Here is a 21,666-nt window from a genome sequence, read left to right on the forward strand (position 1 = left end):
CCTACTTGTTGAGTTATGCTTGGAGGCTTCTTGTCGTACAACAATATGCTCCTTTATATTTTAACTCTCGTTTGAAAGCGCCTGAGGTAAAAATCTCCCCATTAAATCAACTGTGGTAAGGTTTCTCTTAATTTATGAGGGATATTACTGCAAATCTTACAATAGAAAGCCCAATGGTACGATTTCAGCCTAAAATGCGGGCAATGCGGAGAGAATCTTACCATGAGAACGCGCCCTCCCAATCGAACCCCCGCTCGTCCATGTTAAATAACATCGTACAAAAGCGACACCCCCATTCATGAACAATGACTGGGGGTGTCGCTTTTTATATTTTTCATCGTGCTTATTTCTTACTTCCACCTTTGCTTCCGCCTTTTCCACCACCGCCGCCTTGCAAGGAGAACAGGTTGGAATCAATGGAAAAGGTGAGGCGTTCGCGATCGCGCTGGCGTTTTAATGCTAGCTGGATCATGTCATGTGTGAGTGTCTGAAAGTCTTTGCCGGCAGGCTCCCACAAGTAGAAGGAAAGGGACCCTGGAATTGTGTTAATTTCATTCACGTAGACGGAGTCGGTCGTTTCATCGATCATGAAATCGATGCGCGATACGCCACCACAACCGAGGGCTTTGAATGTGCGCACTCCTAGTGATTGGATTTCTTCTGTGCGTTCATCAGAAACCGGAGCAGGGATGATGCGATCGGTGCTTTCCATTCCGCCACTCGTCCCTTTTGAACCTCCACTTGATTTGCTGCCGCCGTTTGAACTGCCTTGATATTTATCTGCATAGCTAAGGATTTCTTCTGTCTTTAATACTTCTTCGAGTACCGATGCTTCAGCGTGCTCTGTGTCTCCGAGAACTGAGCAGTTAATCTCCTTTAGTTCCCCGATGAGTGGTTCAATGACGAGCTTACTAGCGTATTCTAACGCTTCTTCTACAGCGGTCTCTAGCGATGTGCGGTTTCTAGCAATTCCAATGCCAACACTGGAACCGAGGTTCGCGGGTTTGACAATCGCCGGGTATCCCAACTTCTCTTCGACTTGGGTAACAACGGCCTCCATGTCTTCATCCCATTCGCGCCCATAAAACCATACGTCATCGAGCACAGGCAATCCTTCATTACGAAGAACTTGCTTCATCGTGATTTTGTCCATACCCGCCGCAGAAGCCCCAACGTCACAACCGGTATATGGGATGTTCATGAGTTCAAATAACCCTTGCAAAACCCCATCTTCGCCGAATGTTCCGTGGAGAACTGGAAACGCGACATCAATTTGACCCGCTTCGCGTTTGCCAAATCGTGGTACAGGCAACTTTTGCAAAATGATGCCACCATTTTCTGCGGCAATCGGTGTGACGACCGTTGATTCTTGCAAAAGGTTCTTCAAGTCTTTGTACGCTTCAATATCAAGCAGTGATTCCCCTGTATACCACGTGCGGTCTTTACTAATATAGATCGGAACCGGTTCATAACGGTCCGTGTCCATCGCATGAATGGCTTGGAGTCCTGAAATGACCGACACTTCATGCTCTACAGAAATCCCGCCGAAAAAAACACCTACTCTAGTTTTCATCGCATTCATCTCCGTTCAGTCTTACTCTTCAAATGTGTCCGGCAAGTCATTCTCTAACAGAACGACGGAAGGTTCCGTGGCCGTCACGTCTCGCATCTTCGCGAGTGCATCTTGCAAATTCGACGCGACATAATACTTGTCTTCTGAATACCCCGCTTCTTGAAGTCCATCTTGCAGCGGGATGGTCTGCTTTTTACCGACAAGGATAATGTAATCACACACATCTGCAGCATGCGTTGCCAAACGTTTATTCAATTCATATTCACGATCGCCAAGTTCGATCATCCCTGGCGTAATCAATATTTTCTTCTCGGGCATGTATCCGAGAACTTCTACTGCCATCTTTGATCCTGATGGGTTCGAGTTGAAACTGTCATCAATAATCGTGAGTGTATCGCTCGTTCGTTTCAGTTCAAGTCGATGCGCAACAGGGGCAACACCTTTAATCGCGCGGGCAATGACGTCAAGCGGAATATTCTTCTCCGCACCAATGGCAACCGCAGCAAGGATATTATAAATGTTGTGACGCCCGAGCAGTTTCGTTTGAATCTCAACACTCGTTCCGTCATATTTTTCGACAGTAAACGTCGTTCCTTTACCTGAATACGTGATATTCGTCGCCCGGTAGTGTAAGTCTTCAGCATCGATTCCGTAATACATCGTGCGTACACTATTCACTTGCGGATACGCGCGGATGTTGTCGTCATCTTTATTCAAAAATGCCGTCCCGTCGTGCGGCAGTGTTTCAACAAGCTCAAACTTCGTTTTCTTAATTGTTTCCAACGTCTTAAATGTCTCAAGATGCTGTTCACCGATCGCCGTCACGATCCCGTATTTCTGGTTAACGAGTGTACAGATTTCTTCAATGTCGTGCTCTTGCTTGGCACCCATCTCAGCAATAAAAAGATCGTGGTACGGCTTTAATTGTTCACGAATGGTCCGCGTGACGCCCATCTTTGTGTTGTAACTTTCAGGTGTCATTAACACATTATATTTGCTTGCGAGCACCGCTTTTAGGATATGCTTCGTACTCGTTTTCCCGTAACTTCCAGTTACCCCAATGACTTCTAAGTTCGGCATGTCACGTACGATCCGCTCGGCATCGTGGAAGTAATATTGGTTAATTTGTAACTCAATCGGCATCGTAATGACGTTCGCCACCATGACGATAAAGTACGCAAGAAATGTTGCAACCGCAAGGATTGCAATGAATAGACCCATCGTAAACGTGCCACCAGCGCTCCACCAGAACGCACCTAAAAAGATGAGCAAGTAAACGAGACCAATGGCCGTTAACAGTCGCTTCACTCTTGATGTATAGACGAGCTTTTTCTTCTCTTCAGTCTGAGGGCGCAGTGCAGTCAATGATGCAAACACGATAATTGCCCAAGCAGCAATCACGTAAAAGGATATGTTTTCAGAGAGCGGCAGTGCGATCAAAGACAAGAGTGGCAACAAATCCCATAAGCGAAATGCTTTCTTTGTATTTCCTTTCATCCAGCGGAAATAACGTTCATTACGATATGAGTTGAGCTGCAACATATGGACATTCCGTTTCAGACGGATGATTGTGTATAATGCCCAGGCAATGGCAAGTAGTAGGATGAGCAGACTTTCCATATGTTTAGATGGCCTCCTTGTCTTTTTCGAGGAAATGATTAATGACAATCAAAAACTCTTGGAGGTTATCGAGGTATGAAAAATGCCCTGCACCTTTAAGGACGACCAGTCCAGCGTTAGGAATTAACTTCTCCATCTTTTCACCGTCGGAAACAGGAGTGTCATCATCCTTCTCCCCCCATACGAGTAGGGTTGGGACCGTGACCTTTGGCATAAGATGCTGCAAATCTTCATTGACAACCCGCACGAGTGTCTGTTGCATCACCCCGGATGCGTTTTGATAATCGGTTGAGCCGACCTTTTTCTTCATACTAGAGAGAATCTCTTCTTTACGTGATCGAAGGCCCGGTAAGCTCAGTATTTTCTTTGCCGTTTTAAATGAATAGACTTTCATATAGTAGTTCAGTTTGCGTTTCGGTTTCACACCGGCACTGTCAACGAGAATGACTTTGTTTACCGGATGTTCAGACGCATAGCGGATCGATACACGCCCACCATTGGAATGACCGATCAAAATTGGATCTTCTATGTTTTGTTTCAGTATAAATTCTCTAAGCATTTTCGCAAAGTCATCTGAACCCCAAGGCTTTGGTGGCTCTTCACTTTCTCCAAATCCGGGAAGGTCGATGGACCATACTTTAAAATGTTGTTCAAGGTTTCGATGAACTGGGCCAAAGGCTTGAATATTGGCTCCCCAACCGTGAAGGAGCAGGACGTCTTTTCCTTCGCCCGAGCAATGGAAATGAACCTGCTTTCCATGAATATCTATAAACACGTTATTACGCCCCATTCTATTGTTAAAGCATGCGTGCAGACGACGCTCATTCTCCTATCATAACACAGCACATACTTCGTTGGCTTTTTATTTTATTTTACATGATGCCAGTGAGTAACAAAAGAAGATTTGCTTCACTTTCAGCGTATGTCACGAATCGTTCACTGTTGAACAATTCTTGATTCACTTTATCAAAAAAATAAGCCCCGCCAAAGATGCGGAAGGCTTATTTCTATCGGGATAGTGTCTGGAAAAACGTATAACGGTCGCCTCTGTACACAGAATCGACAAACTCAAAAGCTTCTCCTGTTTCTAGGTATGATGTTTGTTTCATTCTCATCACGACGCTGCCTTCAGAAATACCTAGCCGTTTCGCTTCCTGTCTTGTAGCTACACTTGCTTCGAACGATTGCTCTGCAGAGACAATCTCGAAACCTGCACGCTCTACCGCCGAATAAAATGACGACTCGACGTCGGTTCTTTTTAGTGTAGGAAAAAGGGATCGCGGAATCCACACCGTTTCGATGCACATCGGTTCTTCATTTGCGAGGCGGACTCGTTTAATTTGAACAACTTTTGCACCTTCTGCCACGCTAAGTTGTATGGTCACCTCGCTCGGAGCGCTAACCTCTTCAAAAGCAAGAAAGTGACTGCCTGGTGAGAAGCCCCGCTCGCGCATCTCTTCGGTAAAACTCGTTAAATCTTTCATGACGTGCGTCATTTTTTTGGCACTTACAAACGTGCCTTTGCCTTGTTGCCGGTACAAGATGCCTTCTTGGACGAGGTTGTTCAACGCTTGGCGAACGGTCATGCGACTAATGCTATAACGCTCAGCGATCTCTCGTTCAGGAGGTAAAACTTCGTGTTCTTCTAACTCGCCTTCCTGAATTTGCTCTTTCATGCTTTGTTCGAGTTGATAATAGATGGGGATTTTCGATTGTTTATCAATCATCACTTCGTCGCCATACTCTCATCCAACTCCACAGCGGCTGCTTCGTCAATAAATAGCGTCACTTTCGGGTGGTTTTGCAATACTGTCGCTGGATGGTTTGGATTTGGCGCCTCACTGATCATTTTTCGCACTGCTTCCGCTTTATCCGCCCCAGAGACGAGAACGAGAATTTCTTTTGCTTCTAAAATTGTCGAGATGCCCATCGTAATTGCTTCGCTTGGCACTTCTTCTAATGTGTCAAAATAACGGGCATTCGCTTCTCGCGTCTGCTCATCGAGTTCGATGCGATGCGTACGTGAATCAAACGACGTATTCGGTTCATTAAAGCCGATGTGTCCGTTGTGCCCGAGACCGAGTATTTGCAAGTCAATTCCTCCGCTCAACTGAATCTGCTGCTCATAGTTCAGACATTCTTGTTCAATGTCACGAGCCTTTCCATTTGGCAGATGGGTGTGGTCTGTACGCACATCCACATGGTCAAACAAGTGCTTCTTCATATACGCATGATAGCTTAGTGGGTGGTCATCGTTAAGACCGATATACTCATCGAGATTAAACGTCGTCGCATGTTGAAAAGATAACTCTCTCCGGTAATATTTTTCAACTAAATAGCGGTACATCCCTTCAGGTGTGCCGCCAGTGGCTAAACCTAACACAATTTTAGGATTGTGGAGCATTTTTTTTGCGATTTGTTCGGCAGCTGCTCCGCTCATTTCTTCATAATCTTTCATCACATATACGTTCATTTTGACCCCTCCTCAAATCGCAATTGTCCCGCGCACCAAGTCTCTTGCAGCACGTCTTGCCCAAACAGCACAACATCGGCATCAAAGCCCGCCGCAACGTTTCCTTTTCTATTAGAGATGTTCAGCGCTTTTGCTTGGTTCCAAGACGTCATCTTGGCAACGTCTTCCCACGATGCATCCGTAAACGTGCGCATGAGCCGAACAGCATCGTTCATTCGCAAAACACTGCCTGCCAACGTGCCGTCTTCAAGCGTCGCTTTCTCACCGTGCACACGTACCGTTTGTCCCCCTAAATCATAATCGCCATCAGGCATTCCTTTCGCGCGCATCGAATCGGTAATTAAGAACAAACGGTCCGAACCGATGGCTTGAAATGCGCTCCTCACCGCTCCTGCCTTGCTATGCATCCCGTCAACAATCAATTCACTTTTTAATGAAGGGAACGTAAACGCTGCCCCGACGACACCTGGCGCCCGGTGGTGCAGTCCTGGCATGGCATTGTACAAATGAGTCACGTGCATCGGTTTATCTTGAACAAGTTGCTCCAACGTTTCGTAATCAACGGTCGTATGTCCAATCGATGCGATCACTCGTTCATCGTTGCATTTTTGCAAAAGTTTGTTTGCGCCTTCGATCTCGGGGGCGAGCGTAACGATCCGGATTGTACCGTCGGCAGCTCGTTGGAACTCTGCAAACATCTCTACGTCTGCACGTTCTATATGCTGGAGCGGTTGAGCGCCACGCTTGTCAGGGTGAATAAACGGGCCCTCTAAATGCACACCTAGTAACTCAGCAGACCCAAGCTTTTTCACCGACTGGGCACACTGCTGGAGCGCTTGTACAGTTCGAGCCTTACTGCTCGTTATCGTTGTCGCTAAATAGGCGGTCGTTCCTTCCGTCGGCAATTTTTCTCCGAGGGTTGTGAACACGTCTTCGGTTGCGTCCATCACATCGACACCGTAGCCACCGTGAATGTGCACGTCAATGAATCCTGGCAACGCTGTCGTATCGTCATCATACGTGCGGACCGGAATATGTGCAGGAAAACTCGTTTTGTCGTTCTTACCAACATAAACAATCTTGCCGTTACGCATGTGAATATACGCGTTGTCCATAAACAAACCATCCGAAACGACATTCAATCCCGCTAGAATTACTTCCCGCAACGCTCTCACCTCTTTTCTTGTAACATATCACTATGACTTCTAGTTGTCTAGACCAATATTTTTATGTTTTAACGATGGACATGCCGGGAACACTCCTTGTAGCGACAATGAAGGAGGAAACAATTCATGAAAGTAGATGCACTATATATGGATGGTGGCAAAGCCATTACATTTCGCACAGGAGAATTAAACGTAACAGAAAATGATCAATGGAACGGCGTATTTCACGCAGTTGATGAGCAGAACTTGATCTTTGATGCCGTCAGCTCTAAGAAAACCTTTGACTTTAAATTCGAAACGAGCGAAGGTACGTTCGAAGGACCTGCCTTTGTTTCTGATATTGATAGCGAGAAAACAGAGAACATCGTTTATATTCAAAGCACAGGCAACCTGAAACAGAAATAATGATAAACCCCGTCTAAACACAAGTGTTTGGACGGGGTTTTTGTATGGCGCGGGGCAAAACTCTGCTCAAGTTGAACAAATCTGCGCTAAGCCTTTTCCTGATTTGCACAGTTGATTGTTGCTTTCCAATGGAGGAGGATAGTTGTACTCCAGAGCACAAGGGCAACATCGGTGGCTAAAAGACAGCCACCGTGTTTTCTATGCAGTCCGGACTATAAGTGCAACATCGGTGGTCAAAAGACGACCACCGTGTTTTCTATGTACTCCAGAGCATAAGGACAACACGGTTTACTTTTCTGCCTACTGGCTAAGGTGTAGAAAAAGAAGCCCAAATGTCTCATAAGTTCATATTTGTGACAGTTTGGAAAGGAAAAGTCATCGTTTTAAACGCGGATGCGCACATAAACGGAGTCAACGGTCACAAATCGCGATATATGTGACCGTTGAGGGCTGAAAGTGCCCAGTTTGCGGGCTGGATTGTCACTTAAGTAAGAGGTCATCACATGCTTGTGCCAGGTGGTGACCATCAGTCACGTCTTTTTACCTTTTGGCAAACGTTTTCCATGTTGCCCGCAACCCTTGCAGTGTCGACGTGAGATGAACTTCAACAGACAATACGTAGGCGTTTGCCCGTAAAGACCGATCTCGGTCATCCGATTCAGTGAATTTCTTTCGTTCAACTCATATAGTTTCGGGAAAATTGCTGTTTTTTCAGTGGGCAACGAGGAACTAGAGCGCAGACGACAGGGCGTTCATAACCACACTCATGCCTTTTATTTTGATTTACGAAATGTTTTCCGTGTTCTTCTCTTCAGAAAGCGGTATCATGATGATGAAGAGGTGGAATTATGGATAGCCAAAGAAAGAAAAAACTTGTACTCTTACTCGCGATTTTACTTACATTTACTGTGATTAATGGAACGATGTTTAACGTAACCATTCCCGATATAGCCGAAACGTTCGGGCTCTTGCCTTCGCAAGTCAGTTGGGTAATGACTGGTTACATTCTCGTATATGCGATTGGGTCGGTCATGTACGGAAAGCTTGCGGACATGGTGCCGTTAAAGACGTTACTTACAGTTGGAATTCTTCTATTCTCGCTCGGATCCGTGCTCGGGTTTTTATCGCCCAACTACGGAACACTACTCGCCGCCCGCATTCTCCAAGCTCTAGGTGGCGCCGCTATCCCAGCCCTTGGCTTTATCATTCCGTCTCGCTATTTTGATACCGATCGAGGGAAAGTGTTCGGGATTATTTCGTCAACGGTGGCCTTTGCTTCAGGGATTGGTCCCATTGCTGGTGGCATGATTGGCGGGGTGCTTGAATGGCGATACTTGTTCCTCGTGCCGGCGACGGCTTGCTTAGCCATTCCGTTATTCCGCAAATGGTTGCCTGACGAGCGTGTACAATTCCAAAAAATTGATTACATTGGTGCAATCCTCGTCTCGGTATTTGTCTCGACGTTACTGCTATTTGTCACGTTGTTCGTCTGGTCATTACTGTTTGTATCGATCTTGTCGTTTTTAATACTCGCTTTTCATCTTAATCGAAGCGACGTGCCGTTTATCGACCCGGCATTACTCAAAAATCGAAAATACGCCATCACCTTACTCACAAGTTTTTTCGGTACGAGTGTGATGTTTGGCCTCATCTTTGTATTGCCGATTATGATGCGTGACCTTTATGACACAACTACGATTGGCATCGGCATGGTGCTGTTCCCAGGGGCAATGGCTGCAGGAATTCTCGGTCGCTACGGAGGTATGGTCATTGACCGGCGCGGAAGTGTGTATGTACTAAGGATCGCCCTCATCGTCATTTCCATCGGCGTATTTCTAATTAGCGTGTTTACCGGCTTCTCCTTATGGCTCGTTGCAGCAGCTGTATTTGTCGCATACATCGGTTTTCCACTGCTGCAAAGTGCAACCGCAAACCTTCTATCCACATTGCTTGATCGGCAAACGACAGGCATTGGCATGGGGCTGTTTAACTTATGTAACTTCATATCGGGTGCGTTTAGCAGTGCAATTTTCGGGAGCTTGCTTGACACTACGAGCGTGACGTATTCAATTAACCCGTTGAATCCTCACGGACCTCATTCGATTTATAGCAACCTTTACTTTGCGCTCTCCCTCATTGCCGTCGTTGCACTCGTCTTGTTTCTTTGGATTTATTATGATCGATCTAAAAAAACGACTACGACTAGCGCTCCGCTGTCGTAATCGTCAATTCCCGCGCACCGAGCGATTGGGCGAATTTCTCAAGGGCGGAAACGACCATGTCGTTTTCGCCCACACCTTCATACGTCGTCATATAAAGTCGACCGTTTGCCCGGTCAAAATAAGGATCAACCTTGCCAATGAGCGTGTCTCCGACGAGAACCGGCATCGTATAGGGACCGTACATTCTTTTCGTTTTCGGAACATAGATTTCCCATCGGTAGAAAAAGTCAAACAACTCCTCCACCCGTTCCCTTCGCCACAACAAGTTGTCCAATGGGGATAGGAAGCGTACGTGTTCATGAACGTCCGCGTGTTCACAAGCGACAAGTTGCTCAGCGTCTGCTTCCAGCACATAATACGGGCGGTCTACCCCCTCGATCTGCACTTCAAAGAGCTCACGCTTTCTTTTGCGTTCGGCTAACGTTTCTTTACGCGCCTGCGCATTTAACTTTTGCCAACCTAGTCGCGGATCTCTCGCGTCAAACAACCGGTACGCCCGCAAATATTTGTCCATAAGCAAGGCGTCTGCTTCTTCGATGCTAATCATGTCTGCTTCTTTTTGAATCGCTTCGGGAATCCACTGATCTGTTCGGGCATAATGCCGAATTGACTTTTCCCGGCCACTCACTTGAATGTCACCACATTCAAATAAAATGCGTAACGCATGGGTCGTTTCTTTCGTTGACGCACGTGTTGGATGGTCCCAACCGCCGACGACTTTTCGCTCCGCCAAAAATGCCGTTGCGGGAAGAGGTCCTTCCTGCTGGAGTCGATCCAAAATATCTGCAATCGATTCGCGGTAGTTTCCCCGCTCTCCCCGCCATTGTTCTTGTAAACGCACCCGCTTTCCTTTTAACAACGGGTAATCTTTCATCGGTAACAGGCACGCTGCATTTGCGAAGTATTCAAACGCACGCTTTTCACCTAAAGCATCTGTATAATTCGTCACACTGTATTCTTTTATTCGATTCATTAACACAAGGTGATGGTTCTTTTCAACGACACTGACAGGATCCAATTGTACCGCTTCGAGTTGATCCAATACGTCATCAACGCTTCCGAGTGGTTTCGGGAGAAGCGACTGAACTAAAAAACGCCTTGCTGCGTGCTACTTACTCCAATGTCTGCCATCACGCTTCCTCATTTCTTCCCAGCGATGCCCCCAATGATTGGTCGGCCCTTGACCTTGTCCGAGCTCCAACGGATTGGAAATGGCACTCGTAATAAAGGTTTTCCCACGAGTGATACTCTCTTCCATGTCTAACCCTTCAGCAAGGCCAGCTGCAATTGCAGCTGCATACGTACAGCCACTTCCGTGTGTATGCACCGTATCAAACCGTTTCGCCGTATATTTTTTGAATGCGTGCCCATCATACAAATAGTCATCGGCTTCTCCTTTATAGTGCCCTCCTTTAATGAGAGCAGCGCGACAGCCGTATTCTTCAACGAGCATTTTCCCTGCTCGCTTCATGTCTTCTACGGTTGTAATTGTAAGTCCTGTTAACGCTTCAGCTTCTGGCAAGTTCGGAGTCACAACTGTTGCAAGAGGCAATAGCTGTTCTCTAACCGCCTTTCTGGCGTCTTGAGAAATAAGCTCATGGCCACTTGAGGCAACCATGACGGGATCGAGCACGAAATGATTTACATCATATTCTTGGAGCTTCTTTGCGACAAGCGCAATCACCTCTGGGTTTGATAGCATTCCTGTTTTCACAGCGTCAGGGCGAATATCGTCAAACACGACATCAATTTGGCTTTCGACGAAATCAAGATCCATATCGACAAATGAAAACACACCGGTCGTATTTTGGCTCACAACGGACGTAATGACGCTCATGCCAAATACACCTAGCTCCTGAAAGGTTTTCAAGTCCGCTTGAATCCCCGCTCCACCTGTTGGGTCTGTTCCTGCAATCGTTAATGCTTTTGAAATCATTCGTTATCCTCCAATACTATAGATGCGCAAAAAAGAAAAAGCCCCTGAACGCACAGGAGGCTTGACACATACTACACAATCGTCAGCCACTTTCCTCCGCCGTTTTTCGGATCAGGTTCAAAGGGTTTCCGTTTAAACATCTCTCAGCGCTTACTCGCGCACCCCTAGTGGTATATTTTCATCCATTTTAGCATACATCTTTTAGGATGTGGCAATCATTACATGGTACGATATGGATGAACATTGGCTCATAAGGAGGTTGTTAATGGATATACTGCCGATTATTCTTAGTTTACTCGTTTTTTTGAATATGATTCTTGCAGCAATCATTGTATTTATGGAGCGCAAAGACATCCATGCAACATGGGCCTGGTTATTAATCTTAATGTTTCTTCCCTTTATCGGATTTGTTTTATATCTTATACTCGGCCAAAACTTGAGCCGAAAACGGCTTTTCAATTGGGATGGCATTGAGAAGATTGGCCTTAAAGACAGTATCGATGCACAGCTTCGCACACTTGAGGACAACACGTTTGCCTTTCGTAATGAAACCGAACAAAACAACAGCAACTTAATTACGATGCTCTTGCGCAGTGACGGAGCATTGCTTACACAAAACAATGATATTGACGTGTTTACTGATGGCGTTGACAAGTTCTCTGAGCTTCTAGCAGACATTGCGACCGCCAAAAATCATGTGCACATGCAGTATTACATCTTCCGAAATGACTTAATCGGGAAGCGGATCATTCATTTGCTCACCGAAAAGGCTCAAGCTGGCGTGCGTGTGCGCATTCTGTACGACGATATGGGTTCAAGAAAATTAGCACGAAAACATTTTCGTGAACTGATCGACGCAGGTGGCGAAGTTGGGGTATTCTTTCCTTCGCGTATTCCCTATATGAATTCCCGACTAAATTATAGAAATCACCGAAAAATCGTCGTCATTGACGGGAGTATCGGTTACGTCGGGGGATTTAACGTTGGTGACGAATACCTAGGCCGCACGAAAAAATTCGGGTATTGGCGTGACAGTCATCTTCGGATCCGAGGCTCCTCAGTTAAAGCCTTGCAGACCCGGTTCATTCTTGACTGGAACCAAGCATCAAAGGCTCATGAAATTCATTATGATGATCTTTATTTTCCTCCCGTCAAATCAAGGGGTGACATTGCCGCACAAATCGTTTCTAGTGGTCCAGATACAGAAGCTGAGGAAATTAAAAATGGTTACATTAAGCTCATCACTTCTGCACGAGAATCGGTTTATATTCAGACGCCTTACTTAATCCCTGATTCAAGCCTGCTTGATGCGCTTCGAATTGCGGCTCTTGCTGGTAAAGACGTTCGCATTATGATCCCAAATAAGCCGGACCATATCTTCGTCTATTGGGCAACGTACTCTTACATGGGTGAACTATTAAAAACTGGCGTCCGCTTTTTCATCTACGATGCTGGGTTTATTCATGCCAAGATGATTGTCGTTGACCGAAGTGTCGGCTCCATCGGAACCGCAAACATCGATGTGCGCAGCTTCCGATTGAATTTCGAAGTGAATGCTTTCATGTATCACGCAGCATTAGGTGAGAAGCTGGCCGCCATCTTTGAGAACGACCTCCTTCACTGCTCAGAAATGACCGCTCAACGTTATCATGATCGTAGCCTTTATATTCGCTTTAAAGAATCTGTCAGTCGTCTGTTGTCTCCAATTCTTTAAAACGCTTCTTTATTTATAGTGACCGCCCAGTTTTTGTGAACGAATTAATGCTTGCCCGCCTTCGGTCAATGATACTGCCCGTAATACAGTCGCGGACCCGTAGCGGTTTTTCAGCCCGTCGATCGTGAAATTCAAACGCTCGCGGTCGACATCGTCTGTAAACAAGCTGAGCTGTCTCGCCTCATCGCTCACGAGCCCATCTAACCCAATACCTAAGCTACGAATGGCGTCACGATTCCAATGGGTCAAAAACAGTTGTTTGGCGGCCCGGTAGATGACACCTCCGTCATTCGTAAGCTCAGGCAACTTCACTTGACGGTGAAACCCAGACGGCATTTGAAAATGATTGTGCCCGCGGGCGCCCATCGTTACCGTTCCTCCAAGACACCCGTTCGCTCTCACGCGCCGCGCAACTTCATCCGCAAGTTCCATAAGCACCGTATGAATATCATCCCAACTTCGATAGTCTTTCGGTAACGTCATATGATGACCAATCGCTTTTCTCCGGACGTGCGTATCCAGCTTGACCGGTGATTCGTCTTCACCATGCGCGGTGCGCCAAAGGAGCTCCCCATTGATGCCCCACCGCTTCTTCATATCCGTAAGCTCAGCACCAGCAAGCTGCCCAATTGTGCGGATGCCCATATCGCGAAAGTGCTTCCCCATTCGCTTCCCTACGCCAAATAGTGAATCGATTGGTAGCGGCCACAGCCGTTGCTGCAAGTTCTCAGGATGCAAAAAGAAAATTCCGCCCGGTTGCTTTTTGGAAAAATGGTCGCACGCCATCTTCGCCATCACTTTATTCGGGCCGATTCCTACTCTTGCAACCATCCCGGATTCTCTCCTCACCTTTGTGATCACTTCTTCGGCAAGATCTTCCGGGCTGCAATTGTGACGGTGAATCGCATCCGTCATATCGACAAAAATCTCGTCAATGCTGTACGGTTCCACTAAATCTGTGTACATTTCAAGCGAACTGGCGATGGCGACGGACACATCTAAGTACAGTTGCATGCGTGGCTTGAGCACAACTAAATGAGGACATTTCATCTCCGCTTCCCAGAGCGCCTCGGCAGTCTGAACGCCCCATTTCTTCGCAACCGGACAGGCCGCAAGAATAACCCCACTGCGGATCTTCGGGTCACCAGCAACGACGACCGGCTTGTCATCCAAATCCGGGCGAGACAGCTTCTCCATGTTGGCAAAAAACGATTGCATATCGATGAGAAATACGACACGATCTTTCATGATGACTCACCCCACCTTTGATATATACAGTATACCAAACGTACGTTCTTATCACACTAGAAAATTTTATGCGATCATACACCGACAGAGTGGGGGAGGATAAGGCGCTCGGGCGGAAGGAGCGGGTGCACATCGGTTGACCTGCGCGCAAGTTTGCTACGGATGGCAGGAAAAGAATGAAGAAAACGAAAACAGGAGAGCTGATCTAAGACTGGGCGGAAGGACAAACGACCGATCTCGCCACGAGCATGGAAACTGTTACCGAGTTCAGGCGAAGCGACAATAACAATAGATGAAATGGGCAACTTGAGCACAGACCTCCGGGCGCGAGAAGCACCGCTGAAAGGGTGACGGGATATCGAGCTGACGACCGTCGGCACCAAAGGTGCCGAAGCCAGAGCGCTGTGAGCAAAGTGCACGGTCGGTGTGCAATACATCTGCGCGCAAGTTGAAGCAAACTGCGATCAAGTTTGCGAGAAACGATAGAAAATGACCCGAAAACGTGTAAACTTGCGCGCAAAATGTAAAAACTAGCGCGCAGATTGCGCGTCCAGACGTAGTGAGCCGCCCGCCAGGAGGCGGGCAACCGAACGCCCTTATCCTGAAAATATCCCAAACCCCATCATAAAGCGGGCTATGGGGGAATTTCTAAGCAAAAGTAGCCATGGTACGACTTGAATCCCCACATAGAAGTCTAAAAATCCAACATAGGCGGGTTTATGTTGGATTTTTGGGTACGTTTCGACTTATCGCCCCTACAAATACCCACATAAAAAAAGCCCACCCTCTTGGTCGGGTGGGCTAACTTCATTAACGTTACACATGACCAAGAGCGTACCGGTCTTTTTGAAACATTTTAATTGCGATCCATAGCACAATTACGGTTGCCACCAAGTTTGAGCCAATCGTGGCAGTGTACTCTGGCAAACCAATGACAGATGTGCCCGCCGTGATGCCATAAATTAAGGCACTCACGTTCAATGCAGGTACAAAGAACATCCAGATCGACCAGCTAGACAACGGCGCTGTAAGTAAATAGATTGGTGCGGCAAGCCAGGCGAACATTACAGGTGTAGACATGTTTTGCGCATCTTTGTACGAAGCGGTTGAGACGCTGATGACGACGAGCAAAGCGGCATTAAGCGCAGCAAAAGCAAGCAGCGATAACGTCAAGAACAGAGCGATCGACAGCAGTTGATCACCGGCAATGATAACCCCACTTTGGTGAAAGGCGTTTGCGAATAGTACAGACCCAGCAAACACAATCACACCACTAATGAAATTAATAACGGTGATGACCACCCATTTCGATATGACAATTTGTGATCTGCGTAGCGGTGCCATTAAGAGTGATTCCATTGTTTGCTTCTCTTTTTCGCCAGCAAACAAATCAACCGCCGCTGGAAAACCTGCCATCAAAACTGTAATGAGCAAGATGAAGGTGAAAAAGTAAGCAACGGACGGAACCGAACGCTCATCAACTCCGATCGGCTCACTGTCCCAATTGTAGACCGTCAACTGTTCCTCACTCAGTCCGGCAGACTGAAGAACGTCACTGCGATGAGTTGCTTCATACTGCTCCCAAACATTCATCAGCTCTCGTTCCACATGAGAAACAACCGGACTCGCATAGTCCCCTTTCGCGGTGAGTTGCTCCTCATCGGCTTCAACCCACAAGTCAATATCACCATCTTCTAACAACGCTTCACCACGGTCCGTTTGTAAGAAGTGCCAATCCTCGTGGGACTGCTGCAAAGCTTCAGAAAGTTCATCATCCAAATCCGGATCGAGACCGACAATAACATCATCTGTCCCAGCGCCGCCTAAAAAGAAAATCATGACAAATACGAGAAGTACGGGCGCAAAAACACTCAGCAGGAGCGTACGCTGATCGCGGAGCGCATCCTTCATTTCTTTTTTTATAATCGCGATCATTTCACACGACCTCCTCTAGCCAAGGTCGCCATCATGATCATATTCAAATTATCTGTTTCTTCGTGAGCGTATAATTCCTCCATCGATCCGTGGAAAAGCAACGACCCTCGATGTAGGATCATGACACGATCACAAAGCATTTGTACTTCTTCCATGAGATGGGTGGAAAAAACGATCGTCCGTTGTTCACTTTTGAGCTGTAGCACCTTCTCACGGAACATGTTTGCGGACGTGATGTCCAGTCCTGTCGTCGGTTCGTCAAACAGATAGAAGGACGGGCTATGTATCATTGCCCGGGCAATCGCTACTTTCTGACGCATGCCTTTAGACAGTTTCTCCACGCGCACATCGAGAAAATCGCGCATGCCGAGTTCATTGCTCAACTTCTCAATTCGTTGCTTTGTTTCTTGATTCGGGATTTTGAAAAGAGCCGCATAGTATTCCAAATGCTCACGGGCGGTCATGCGGTTGTATAAGCCTGTGTCACTTCCAAAGTGGACACCGATTGATTTACGCAACTCAATATGGTCCGGCGATTGCACGTGTCCGTCAATTTTCACTTCGCCATTGGAAGGCACATAAAGACCCGATATAATCCGGAGCAACGTCGTCTTTCCAGCCCCGTTCTCCCCAAGTAAAGCTGTCACTTTGCCAGGTTCAATGGTGGCTGTAATTTCCCGAAGTGCTCGGTAACTTTGTCGTTTTCGTTCTTGAAACACTTTATCGACTGATGACAACTCAATCATATGAAAGCTCCTTTAGGTTCTACTTTCTTTATTCTAGTATATCCGAAAACAGGTTGCACTCTGCAATTCCGTCGTTAAACGGGCATATGATGTCATGTTTCTGCTATACTAATGAAAAAAAGATAAAGTAGGGGTAGCATGATTCGAATCGGCCTGCTTGACGATAATCCAAACGACCTACAAAAAGTTGAGGATTGGCTGAAAACACAACCAGACTGTCACGTCGAGTGGCGTTGCCATACCGCATTGGAAGCGTATCAATTGTTGAAACATTCCAGCATTGATCTGCTTATTGCCGATATTGAGATGGAAGGACTAACCGGATACGAACTCGCCGAACGTCTGCGGGCTCGTGGGGTAAAAGTTGAAATTATTTTCGTTACCGGTCACTCAGGATTTGCCGTTCATGCCTTTGATTTGGACGTGTGTGATTATGTACTAAAACCTCTCACACCTTCAAGAATGGAAAAAGCATTGAATCGTTATCGCAGCCTCTCCCACCAAACCGACGGTCACCGAATGACCATTCAATTACAAGGGGAGATCCGGGTCGTAAACGAAAATGACATTTTGTTCATCGAACGGACCGGTCGGTCTTCAACCGTACACCTTACCGATGATGAGATTGTCACCTACCAATCATTGCAGGAACTAGAGGCCGAATTGCAAAGCTCTACCTTTTTCCGGACCCATCGTTCCTTTATTACGAACCTCTCAAAGATTACTCAATTCGTACCTTATACGAAGCATTCACTAGAAATTCAATTTCAGAACAGTGACAAGCATGCACTCGTCACGAAAAAAAATCTAAAAACGATTCAAGATCAATTTCCGATCTTATCCTGAGGTGTCCACGATGGCTGCTATTTTAAGTATACTTCTCGTTGCGGCTTTGCTCCTCATCGTATTCCTTTGGCGACAAAAGAAACGCATCATCCAAGATGCAACCGAGTTTCAACAGCACGTCCAAGCTTTGCACGAGTCATTAAAGCAAGAACAGCATGACCAGCGCACACATTTTGAAGTGCTGGCGAGACTTGCGAAAAAACATGAGTTCCAGCAAATTACTGACTACATTCACTTACTTCAAAATAATAACGAGGACCGTGCCAGTGCGTCTGCGGGTGGAGCCATCGGCGCCGCCCTCGCTTATGTGAAAACGAAAGCAAACGAAGATAACATTCGCGTAAACGCGTCCATCAAGGCGGATCTCTCGCAAACACTGCTGAGCCCAGGCAAGGAAATGCAGCTCATGGTCAACATCTTCAGCAATGCGCTGGAAGGGGCGCGTCTAAGTAAAGAATACGTGAGTGAGCCTTACATTGAGATCGAAGTACGCAAACAGTTTGGCATTATTATCGTTGATGTGAGCAACAGCTCTGCCCCGATTCCCATTGATGTTCGGGAACAATTATTTCCTAAAAGGCATCCGACCATCAAAAAGCGGGGACTAGGTACATACTTAATCCAAAACGCTGTCAAAACTGCAGAAGGTTCCCTCCATTTTCATGTCGACGATCACACCTTTCATCTCGCCATCCGCCTGCCGAGTGTGCAATCAAAGTAATTTTTGCTGAAAGATCTGAGAATGCAAGAATAGCAAGGATTGGTAAATCCAATCTGTCACAACTGTATAGCAGTCCACATTATAGAGCGGTTAAGGTATGCCTAGAGAAGCGTTTAATACCTTTCAAACTTTTTTGACCTTTGATCCGTCGAATTGAGAATTGAGGATCTTATGAAATATCGAGCTACGGGAGACTAATACGTGCAGATTTCTTGCATTGTATAAAGTCTTTTCCCATCCTTTTCATTCAGAATTATAATTCCGTCAAATGCAAGTATAAATGCAACACCTTAGATTGTCTGGTGTGTCAGTGTTTCAATGGAAAGGGGTTTTCCTTCCAAGTGGCGGGCTAGCCCGTCACTTGGATCGCGGTCGCAAAGACCTAACCAGGCGTTTGATAGCCCAGAATCTTTCATGGCAGCTTGTTGACCCACTTTTCAGCCTGTTCAATATTTTTGTCCGGAACGGAGTGGATCGCTTTGCCCTTAGGAATAAAGCGGCGCAGGAGCTCGTTGTGACGCTCATTTGTACCGCGCTCAAACGCCACATACGGATGGGCAAAATAGACACGGATGCCTTTAGATTGACAGTAGGTGTGCAGGTCGCTGAATTCATTTCCATTGTCTGCTGTGATGGTTTGAAAGAGCGAAGAGGCTCGATCACCGTAACCGACCAACACCTCGGTGAGTGCAACATTGACGGCAACCAGCGAACGATCTCTTTGCGCGTCACACGCTCGGTGAGAGTCAAAAGAGCCGGTCCTTTTTCACGTGTGCTCCGTACGGCATCAATCTCCCAGTTGCCCAGCGTTTGGCGTGCGTTCACATCGCGGGGGGGTTCCTCTATACTTAGGTCCAGCACCTTCTTGCGCTTTCGAGATCGCTTCTACTTGGGGGAACGGCGCACTTTTACGGGCAGATCGATGTTTTTGATTGAAAGCACCCCTTCTTCAATGTAGGTATAAAGCGTCTTCGTGCTCGGAATGGGGCCGGTCCAGGTTCCCTTCATTTTCGCGCGTCCGACACACGCATCGGGCGGTGAAACGGGCGTGCGGCTTCTAGCAAACGGCTCCGCTTACGCCTATAATGCGAGCGGTTTTTACGGTAAACGCGTGTGCCGATGTCTGGAAAATAAACATGAATCCTTTTCCAACTAGAGTCCCGATGCGCAACCGTGCCACGCTTTAACGCGTGCGAAATCATACTGGGGGAGCGGTTCTGGGCTTCCCCGATTTGTCGGACGCCCAATCTTTGCTTTTGATAGCCGTTAATCTCACCCCGCTCTTCAGCCGAAAGGTGCGAAAACGTACGCTTTTCTGTGCTAGAATGAGGGTGAGTCATTAATAAGACCCCCGTATCTCATGAGTGTTTTCGTCAACTTTCATGATACACGGTCTTACCATGGGTCTTCTAATTTTTAGGGTGTTGCATTTGATTTTACAATAAAGCGGTTTGTGCACTCCTCCCACCTCCACTGCTTCCAAGATTACTACTGTTCAGCCCTTCATCCTTTTGGACTACTATGGCTTTGCCTAACTTCTTACCATTCATCACACCATCAATGGTGTAATTGTTCCTGTGGGAATTTCCTTCCCTCTTGTCGAGAACCCTGGTAAGACCTCCCTGGGTAAGAGTGATAACTTTCCTCCCATGTAGCCGCTGCATTTACCGTAAAAGATTCGGTCAGTATGGGACTTCGTTTTGTAAAGCAAACTCATCCTTTTCTATTCAGCCTTATATCCAGTTCCTGTTCGTCACCTCGGGATTTTGCTTCCGGCTGCTTCCTTCAGATTCCATCTCACGATAGACACCCGTGCCTTCCACTAACAGTTCCTACTGCCAAGCCTGTAGTGGACTTTCACCACCAAGTTGTTAGAAATGCCGGGTACACAATATAATACCCCACTATGTTAGTAACTCAAGCTAACATAGTGGGGTATTAACCTTAAAACACAAGCTAGTTATTAAGCTTTTTTAGGTGGTAATTTTAGCATTTACACGAACGTAACAATAACTTAAAAGGCCTACCAATAACCGCTGAAGGGCTTAATTATAATGCTCTCCCCTCATTAGACCCTTTAACATATTTAATATATTGTCCGTCGTACTGACAAATTAAAACCAATCTGCTCCAAAGTTTGTATTAGCGTGGCTAAATGGGGAACCAGACCCGGATCCCCTAGAAACTGTCATATAGTGCTCTGCACCCTGTCCAGTTCCCGCTGCTGATGCAATATATTCATTTGACCAAGGCAATGACAAATAGGACCATGAACCCGCAGTTACAGTTGTCGAAACATTATCGGGATTAATGTAATCACCATTTAAGTTTTCACCAGCTGCTGATGCAGTAAGCGAGGCATCTGAAACTATAAATCCATGATCATTTATAGTATATTGTGCTCGCCACTCACTAATCCTGTAAAATGATACGTTGTTTTGAGTAGTTGATGCCTCTACATATGCCCCTACAGTTGAAGTAACTGTACTACCTTCATTTCCTAAAGGTTCGTCAGACCAACTAAATGTACCATATCCATCCTGAAAATACTCTTCCGGTAAATAAGCAACATCAGTAACAAGAAAAACATCATTTTCTTCGTTAGTTTCTATATCTAATAATGTGTGACTCTTCTCTACCACTGTAAAATTTGGCATGTTTTCGCCTTCGAAGGTTGCATTATAATTCATAGCATTCGAGACGAAACCATCATTTAAGATTGATTGTGATTCCTCATTAATTTGATTATTACGATAAATATCTAAATATTCCTCAAAAGTTTCTGCTGTTTCATATACTTCCACAACCTTTTGATTACTTGATACAGCAGGCAAGTTTTCAGAGTCTACATCCGATATAGCACCTGTTGAAACGCTCCCCAATAAAATCGCGGACAAGAAAATTTCACTCAAATTTGACCTCTCCCAACATATTTGAATCAATTTCATAAGTCTTCCTCTTAAAAAAGCACAGATAAATCCTATCAGAATAAGGTTGCTCTCAAAAATTTAAGCGTGATGTTCGTTCATACGTTCCGTCAGGCGATCACAAGCAAGTTTTG

19 protein-coding genes and 1 riboswitch are annotated in these 21,666 nt (G+C 46.3%); of the genes, 5 read left to right on the forward strand and 14 right to left on the reverse strand.

Features of this window, described 5'->3' with window-relative positions; translation table 11 throughout:
• Window positions 1–343: 343 nt before the first annotated feature.
• From ACE1TF_RS15420 to nagA, 6 genes are all read right to left on the reverse strand, one after another.
• Window positions 344–1,573 carry a D-alanine--D-alanine ligase family protein gene (locus ACE1TF_RS15420; protein WP_375018072.1) on the reverse strand — a complete coding sequence of 410 codons (1,230 nt, stop codon included), beginning with the start codon at window positions 1,571–1,573 and terminating at the stop codon, window positions 344–346.
• Window positions 1,574–1,594: 21 nt separating this feature from the next.
• Entirely contained in the window at window positions 1,595–3,193 is a 1,599-nt protein-coding gene (locus ACE1TF_RS15425; protein WP_375018074.1) for a Mur ligase family protein, read from the reverse strand.
• Between the two features lie 4 nt (window positions 3,194–3,197).
• Window positions 3,198–3,968, reverse strand: coding sequence for an alpha/beta fold hydrolase (locus tag ACE1TF_RS15430; protein ID WP_375018076.1), 771 nt, complete (start codon window positions 3,966–3,968; stop codon window positions 3,198–3,200).
• Between the two features lie 232 nt (window positions 3,969–4,200).
• Complete coding sequence (locus ACE1TF_RS15435; RefSeq protein WP_375018078.1) at window positions 4,201–4,920, reverse strand: GntR family transcriptional regulator; 720 nt, start codon at window positions 4,918–4,920, stop codon at window positions 4,201–4,203.
• Window positions 4,920–5,666: a glucosamine-6-phosphate deaminase gene (nagB, locus tag ACE1TF_RS15440; RefSeq protein WP_375018080.1), complete on the reverse strand. Its 747-nt coding sequence runs from the start codon at window positions 5,664–5,666 to the stop codon at window positions 4,920–4,922. The genes ACE1TF_RS15435 and nagB overlap by 1 nt, the downstream gene beginning before the upstream one ends.
• Entirely contained in the window at window positions 5,663–6,832 is a 1,170-nt protein-coding gene (nagA, locus tag ACE1TF_RS15445) for an N-acetylglucosamine-6-phosphate deacetylase (protein ID WP_052364023.1), read from the reverse strand. Before nagA ends, nagB begins: the two co-directional genes overlap by 4 nt.
• Before the next feature lie 126 nt (window positions 6,833–6,958).
• Between nagA and ACE1TF_RS15450 the strand changes: the two genes are divergently transcribed.
• Both ACE1TF_RS15450 and ACE1TF_RS15455 read left to right on the forward strand, forming a co-directional pair.
• The gene (locus tag ACE1TF_RS15450; protein WP_375018082.1) at window positions 6,959–7,237 is read left to right on the forward strand and encodes a hypothetical protein; all 279 of its coding nucleotides are present in this window, start codon (window positions 6,959–6,961) and stop codon (window positions 7,235–7,237) included.
• Between the two features lie 848 nt (window positions 7,238–8,085).
• Window positions 8,086–9,459 carry an MFS transporter gene (locus tag ACE1TF_RS15455; protein ID WP_375018084.1) on the forward strand — a complete coding sequence of 458 codons (1,374 nt, stop codon included), beginning with the start codon at window positions 8,086–8,088 and terminating at the stop codon, window positions 9,457–9,459.
• Here ACE1TF_RS15455 and ACE1TF_RS15460 read toward each other — a convergent pair.
• Complete coding sequence (locus tag ACE1TF_RS15460) at window positions 9,440–10,501, reverse strand: DNA glycosylase AlkZ-like family protein (RefSeq protein WP_375018086.1); 1,062 nt, start codon at window positions 10,499–10,501, stop codon at window positions 9,440–9,442. The genes ACE1TF_RS15455 and ACE1TF_RS15460 overlap by 20 nt on opposite strands.
• Window positions 10,502–10,567: 66 nt before the next feature.
• Window positions 10,568–11,395, reverse strand: a complete 828-nt coding sequence (gene thiD, locus ACE1TF_RS15465; RefSeq protein WP_042430169.1) for a bifunctional hydroxymethylpyrimidine kinase/phosphomethylpyrimidine kinase — start codon at window positions 11,393–11,395, stop codon at window positions 10,568–10,570.
• 74 nt (window positions 11,396–11,469) lie between these two features.
• Window positions 11,470–11,571: riboswitch (TPP riboswitch) on the reverse strand.
• An 89-nt stretch (window positions 11,572–11,660) separates the two neighbouring features.
• Between thiD and cls the strand changes: the two genes are divergently transcribed.
• Window positions 11,661–13,109, forward strand: a complete 1,449-nt coding sequence (cls, locus tag ACE1TF_RS15470; protein WP_042404287.1) for a cardiolipin synthase — start codon at window positions 11,661–11,663, stop codon at window positions 13,107–13,109.
• A 9-nt stretch (window positions 13,110–13,118) separates the two neighbouring features.
• Here cls and ACE1TF_RS15475 read toward each other — a convergent pair whose 3' ends face one another.
• The 3 genes from ACE1TF_RS15475 to ACE1TF_RS15485 all read right to left on the reverse strand — a co-directional run bounded on the left by ACE1TF_RS15475 (window position 13,119) and on the right by ACE1TF_RS15485 (window position 17,038).
• Window positions 13,119–14,357, reverse strand: coding sequence for a DNA polymerase IV (locus tag ACE1TF_RS15475; RefSeq protein ID WP_375018089.1), 1,239 nt, complete (start codon window positions 14,355–14,357; stop codon window positions 13,119–13,121).
• Between the two features lie 816 nt (window positions 14,358–15,173).
• Window positions 15,174–16,292, reverse strand: coding sequence for an ABC transporter permease (locus tag ACE1TF_RS15480; protein WP_375018091.1), 1,119 nt, complete (start codon window positions 16,290–16,292; stop codon window positions 15,174–15,176).
• Complete coding sequence (locus tag ACE1TF_RS15485) at window positions 16,289–17,038, reverse strand: ABC transporter ATP-binding protein (protein WP_042404285.1); 750 nt, start codon at window positions 17,036–17,038, stop codon at window positions 16,289–16,291. Before ACE1TF_RS15485 ends, ACE1TF_RS15480 begins: the two co-directional genes overlap by 4 nt.
• 138 nt (window positions 17,039–17,176) lie before the next feature.
• On the opposite strand from ACE1TF_RS15485, the gene ACE1TF_RS15490 reads away from it, so the two are divergent.
• Together ACE1TF_RS15490 and ACE1TF_RS15495 are read left to right on the forward strand one after the other, a co-directional pair.
• Window positions 17,177–17,884 carry a LytR/AlgR family response regulator transcription factor gene (locus ACE1TF_RS15490; RefSeq protein ID WP_042404284.1) on the forward strand — a complete coding sequence of 236 codons (708 nt, stop codon included), beginning with the start codon at window positions 17,177–17,179 and terminating at the stop codon, window positions 17,882–17,884.
• Window positions 17,885–17,894: 10 nt separating this feature from the next.
• Window positions 17,895–18,605 carry a GHKL domain-containing protein gene (locus ACE1TF_RS15495; protein ID WP_375018094.1) on the forward strand — a complete coding sequence of 237 codons (711 nt, stop codon included), beginning with the start codon at window positions 17,895–17,897 and terminating at the stop codon, window positions 18,603–18,605.
• Window positions 18,606–19,017: 412 nt separating this feature from the next.
• Here ACE1TF_RS15495 and ACE1TF_RS15500 read toward each other — a convergent pair whose 3' ends face one another.
• The 3 genes from ACE1TF_RS15500 to ACE1TF_RS15510 form a co-directional block, all read right to left on the reverse strand.
• Window positions 19,018–19,281: an IS30 family transposase gene (locus ACE1TF_RS15500; protein WP_483867167.1), complete on the reverse strand. Its 264-nt coding sequence runs from the start codon at window positions 19,279–19,281 to the stop codon at window positions 19,018–19,020.
• A gap of 328 nt (window positions 19,282–19,609) precedes the next feature.
• The gene (locus ACE1TF_RS15505) at window positions 19,610–19,945 is read right to left on the reverse strand and encodes a helix-turn-helix domain-containing protein (RefSeq protein ID WP_375018096.1); all 336 of its coding nucleotides are present in this window, start codon (window positions 19,943–19,945) and stop codon (window positions 19,610–19,612) included.
• A 774-nt stretch (window positions 19,946–20,719) separates the two neighbouring features.
• The gene (locus tag ACE1TF_RS15510) at window positions 20,720–21,553 is read right to left on the reverse strand and encodes a hypothetical protein (RefSeq protein WP_375018098.1); all 834 of its coding nucleotides are present in this window, start codon (window positions 21,551–21,553) and stop codon (window positions 20,720–20,722) included.
• Between the last annotated feature and the right edge of the window lie 113 nt (window positions 21,554–21,666).

It is taken from the genome of Geomicrobium sp. JSM 1781026 (genome assembly GCF_041949955.1).
In the GTDB taxonomy this organism is placed as follows: domain Bacteria; phylum Bacillota; class Bacilli; order Bacillales; family Marinococcaceae; genus Geomicrobium_A.